Annotated in this window: 5 protein-coding genes and 1 pseudogene; 3 read left to right on the top strand and 3 right to left on the bottom strand. The window is 70.1% G+C overall.

Going from position 1 to position 4,514, the window contains the following annotated elements; translation table 11 throughout:
• Positions 1-888, top strand: an 888-nt coding sequence (gene argB / locus V7067_RS15845) for an acetylglutamate kinase (RefSeq protein ID WP_334176869.1), incomplete at its 5' end; no start/stop codon positions are given.
• Positions 885-1,604 (top strand): pyrimidine 5'-nucleotidase, encoded by a 720-nt coding sequence (locus V7067_RS15840; RefSeq protein ID WP_334176868.1) that lies wholly within the window; start codon positions 885-887, stop codon positions 1,602-1,604. The genes argB and V7067_RS15840, both read left to right, overlap by 4 nt.
• A 16-nt stretch (positions 1,605-1,620) precedes the next feature.
• Here the strand turns inward: V7067_RS15840 and V7067_RS15835 are convergent, their stop codons facing one another.
• Both V7067_RS15835 and V7067_RS15830 read right to left on the bottom strand, forming a co-directional pair.
• Positions 1,621-1,863 carry a DUF1272 domain-containing protein gene (locus V7067_RS15835; RefSeq protein ID WP_334176867.1) on the bottom strand — a complete coding sequence of 81 codons (243 nt, stop codon included), beginning with the start codon at positions 1,861-1,863 and terminating at the stop codon, positions 1,621-1,623.
• Positions 1,856-2,263 (bottom strand): rhodanese-like domain-containing protein, encoded by a 408-nt coding sequence (locus V7067_RS15830; RefSeq protein WP_334176866.1) that lies wholly within the window; start codon positions 2,261-2,263, stop codon positions 1,856-1,858. The genes V7067_RS15835 and V7067_RS15830 overlap by 8 nt, the downstream gene beginning before the upstream one ends.
• A 296-nt stretch (positions 2,264-2,559) precedes the next feature.
• On the opposite strand from V7067_RS15830, the gene ftrA reads away from it, so the two are divergent.
• Positions 2,560-3,501 carry a transcriptional regulator FtrA gene (ftrA, locus tag V7067_RS15825; RefSeq protein WP_334176865.1) on the top strand — a complete coding sequence of 314 codons (942 nt, stop codon included), beginning with the start codon at positions 2,560-2,562 and terminating at the stop codon, positions 3,499-3,501.
• Between the two features lie 72 nt (positions 3,502-3,573).
• On the opposite strand, the pseudogene V7067_RS15820 reads toward ftrA, so the two are convergent.
• Positions 3,574-4,514 (bottom strand): annotated as a pseudogene (locus V7067_RS15820) (cell division protein FtsH); the annotation flags it as partial.

The following is a 4,514-nucleotide window of genomic DNA, read 5'->3' as shown; positions in this document are numbered from 1 at the left end:
GAGACCGACGCCGACTTCCAGTCGCGCGCGCGCATCATCGCCGAGGCGCTGCCCTTCATGCTGCGCTATGACGACCAGACGGTGGTGGTGAAATATGGCGGCCACGCCATGGTCTCGCCGGAGCTGTCGCGTGCCTTCGCCGAAGACGTCACCCTGCTGAAGCAGTCGGGCCTGAACCCGGTGGTGGTGCACGGCGGCGGACCGCAGATCGCAGCCATGCTGAAGCGTCTCGGCATTCAGAGCGAATTCCGCGACGGCCTGCGCGTGACGGACGAGGCCACCGTCGAGATCGTCGAGATGGTGCTGGCCGGTTCCATCAACAAGGAAATCGTCGCCGCCATCAACGCCGCCGGCGGCCGCGCCGTCGGGCTGTGCGGCAAGGACGGCCGCATGGTGACCGCCACGAAGCTGACGCGCACCGTGGTCGATCCCAATTCCAACATCGAGGCCGTGGTCGATCTGGGCTTCGTCGGCGAGCCGAAGATCGTGCGCCGCGAGGTGCTCGACATCATGGCCAAGAGCGAGATCATCCCGGTTCTGGCCCCCGTCGCCCCCGACGAGAAGGGCCACACCTACAACATCAACGCCGATACCTTCGCCGGGGCCATCGCCGGAGCCCTCGGGGCCCGCCGCCTGCTGTTCCTCACCGACGTGCCCGGCGTGCTCGACCGCGACAAGAAGCTGATCAAAGAGCTTTCCGTCGCCCAGGCCCGCGCGCTGATCGCCGATGGCACCATCTCCGGCGGCATGATCCCGAAGGTGGAGACCTGCATCGAAGCGCTTGAGCGCGGCGTGGAAGGGGTGGTCATCCTCGACGGACAGGTGTCGCACGTTGTGCTGCTCGAACTGTTCACCGAACGGGGCGCCGGGACCCTCATCACGCCGTGAGCCCGCATGTTTTCCCGCGCCTCGACCGTTTCCGCACGGTCGAGGCGTGGATTTTCGATCTCGACAACACGCTCTACCCGGCGGAATGCGATCTCTTCAGCCAGATCGATGCCCGCATCGGCGCCTTTCTGCAGGATATGCTGAAGCTCGATGCCACGGCCGCCCGGGTGGTGCAGAAGGACTATTATCGCCGCTACGGCACCACGCTGCGCGGCCTGATGATCGAGCACGGGCTGCCGCCGGAAGCCTTCCTCGACTATGTCCACGACATCGACCATTCGCCGCTCTCGCCCGCGCCCCGGCTGGCGGAAGCGCTGAAGGCGCTGCCGGGCCGTCGCTTCATCATGACCAACGGCTCGCAGCGCCATGCCGAGCGGGTGTGCGAGCGGCTCGGTCTCGACGGGCTGTTCGACGACATCTTCGATATCGCCGCCGCCGGCCATCTGCCCAAGCCGGAGGCTGAGGCCTACGACCTGTTCTGGGCGCGCAGCGCCATCCGCCCGGCCGAAGCGGCGATGTTCGAAGACCTGCCGCGCAACCTGAAGGTTCCCCACCAGCATGGCATGTCGACCGTGCTGGTGGTGCCCCGCGACACCGCCGCGGTGGTGCGGGAGAACTGGGAGCACGAGGGCCGCGACGACCCCCATGTCGACCATGTGACGGACGATCTCGCCCGTTTCCTCGGCGCCGTCGTGCGGGCCATCGCCCCGCGCTGAGCGCCCCCGCCCCGCCTCAGGCGGCGGGGCAGCCGCCCGGCTTCAGCACCCGCGCAGCGGAAGCCGGGTGGCGCAGCAGGTGCTGCGGCGGCCGCACCGGGCGCGGCACGAGATTGCCGCCGCAGTTGGGACAGCGCTGCGCCAGCACGCCGGCGGCACAGTCCGGGCAGAACGTGCACTCGTAAGAGCAGATCAGCGCCGGCACTGCGGGCGGCAGGTCGCGGTCGCAGCATTCGCAGTTCGGCCGGAGTTCAAGCATCGCTCTCCTCCCCGGCGAAGGCAAAGCCCTCGTCCGCCCAGCCGGCAAGCCCGCCGATCATCACCTTCGCCGGCCGTCCAAGACGGGCGAGCTTCAGCGCCGCCTGATCGGCACCGTTGCAGTGCGGGCCGGCGCAATAGACCACGAACAGCGTTTCCGCCGGCCACGCCGCCATGCGCTCCGCGCTGATGGTGCGGTGGGGCAGGTGAAGGGCGCCGGGAATGTGCCGCCGCGCGAACGCCGCCGGCGAGCCGACCGCATGCAGCAGCACGAAATCGGGTGCGCCCGCCGCAAGGGCGGCCTGAACATCGGCGCAATCGGTTTCAAACGACAGGCGGGCGGCGAAGTGGGCCGCAGCCACCGCGGGGGCGGCGGCGGGATAAAGCGTGACATCGCTCACGGACAATCTCCATCGGTTACGGGCGGAATGCGCCGCAGACCGCCGGACACGGCGGACAGGCGGACAGGACGGCCGCCCCTGTACCGACGGTTCTAATCCGGCCGGGTCGCCGCTGGCAGGTGGCAGGAATGCCAGCTATCATCGAAATCATGACAAACGCCGCGCCAGCCTCCCAACCTGCGTCTTTCCCTGCTCCGTCTTGCTCTGCTCCGTCTTGCCCTGCGCCCTCATCCGCGGCCGCTGCCGCCGCCTCCGCTGCTCCTGCGCCGGCCAGCGGCGGGCCGGCCAACCCGCTCGTGGTGGCGCTTGCCTATGACGGGCTGTGCACCTTTGAATTCGGCGTCGCGGTGGAACTGTTCGGCCTGCCGCGACCGGAGATGGGGCCGGGCTGGTATCGGTTTGCCGTGGCCGGCGTGGATGACGGCCCGTTGCGGGCCACCGGCGGCATCCGCATGATGACCGATGGCGGCCCCGACCTGATTGCGCAGGCCGGCACGGTGGTCGTGCCCGGCTGGCGCGGCGTGGAGGCCGCGGTTCCGCCGGCGCTGTGCGCGGCCCTGCGCACCGCCCACGCCCGCGGCTGCCGGCTGATGTCGATCTGCTCGGGCGTGTTCGTGCTGGCCGCGGCCGGCCTGCTGGATGGCCGCCGCGCCACCACGCACTGGCGCTATACGCAGGCCCTCGCCACCCGCTTTCCGGCCATAACCGTCGTGCCGGACGTGCTCTATGTCGATGAAGGCAGCATCCTGACCTCCGCCGGCAGCGCAGCGGGCATCGACCTTGGCCTGCACCTCATCCGCCGCGATTTCGGCTGGGCCGCGGCCAACACCGTGGCCCGCCGGCTCGTGGTCGCCCCGCACCGCGAGGGCGGGCAGGCCCAGTTCGTGGAGCGTGCCGTGCCGGTGCCGCACGAGGCGGCCCGCCTCTCACCCCTCATCGCCGGCCTTGCCGACGACCTTGCCACGCCGCACACCGTGGCCTCGCTCGCCGGGGCCGCCGGCATGAGCGAACGCACCTTCCTGCGCCGGTTCGCAGCCGCCACCGGCACCACGCCGGCGCGCTGGCTGACGGCCGCGCGCATCGCCCGCGCACGGGCCCTGCTGGAGGAGACGGCGCTGTCGCTCGACGCCATCGCGGCAGCCACCGGCTTCGGCACGGCGGCCGGCCTGCGCCACCATTTCACGCCGGCCGTCGGCCTCACGCCCTCGGCCTATCGCACCCGCTTTGGCCGCGGCTGACGGCAGCGGCGCACGAAAAAGCCGGCCCGAAGGCCGGCTTTTCCTGTTTTGCAAAACCAACGGACCGGAGGCTCAGGCCTGCGGCTGCGCCGCCGTGCCCACGTCGCCGCCCTCCCTGGGCGTCGTCTTGGGACCGCCGGCAGAGGGCACCGCCGACTGCCGCGGCACCGGCGGCTCGTCGCCGTTGTCGCGCACCGGCGGAATGCCGGCGAGCAGGTTGCGGATCTCGTCGCCCGAAAGCGTCTCGTATTCCAGCAGGCCCTGCGCCAGCGTCTCCAGCTCGCTGCCCTGCTCGGTCAGGATGCGGTGCGCCTCGGCATGGCCCTCTTCCACCAGACGCCGCACTTCGGCATCGATCTTGCGGGCGGTTTCTTCCGACACGTTCTGCTGCTTGCCCATCGACATGCCCAGGAACACCTCGTCCTGGTTCTCGCCGTAGGCCACCGCGCCCAGCGCATCGGAGAAGCCCCAGCGCGTGACCATCGCCCGGGCCAGCTTGGTCGCCTGTTCGATGTCGGAGGCCGCGCCCGAGGTGACCTTCTCCTTGCCGAAGATCAGCTCTTCCGCCACGCGGCCGCCCATCAGGATCGCCAGCCGCGAGGTCATCTGCTCGTAGGACATGGAGAGCTTGTCGCGCTCCGGCAACTGCATGACCATGCCCAGCGCCCGGCCGCGCGGAATGATGGTGGCCTTGTGCACGGGGTCGGTGGCCGGCACATGCAGCGCGACGATGGCGTGGCCGCCCTCGTGATAGGCGGTCAGGCGCTTTTCGCCCTCCGTCATCACCAGCGTGCGGCGCTCCGCGCCCATCATCACCTTGTCCTTGGCATCCTCGAAATCGGCCATGGTGACGAGACGCTTGTTGCGCCGCGCCGCCATCAGCGCCGCCTCGTTGACGAGGTTCATCAGATCGGCGCCGGAGAACCCGGGGGTGCCGCGCGCCAGCGTCTTCAGGTTCACGTCGGGCGCCAGCGGCACCTTGCGGGCATGCACCTTGAGAATGCGCTCGCGGC

Origin of the sequence: Pseudoxanthobacter sp. (genome assembly GCF_036822375.1) — a bacterium.
Lineage (GTDB): Bacteria > Pseudomonadota > Alphaproteobacteria > Rhizobiales > Segnochrobactraceae > Pseudoxanthobacter.
The sequence above is the reverse complement of the archived record's forward strand: the minus strand, read 5'-3'. Positions and strand labels throughout refer to the sequence as shown.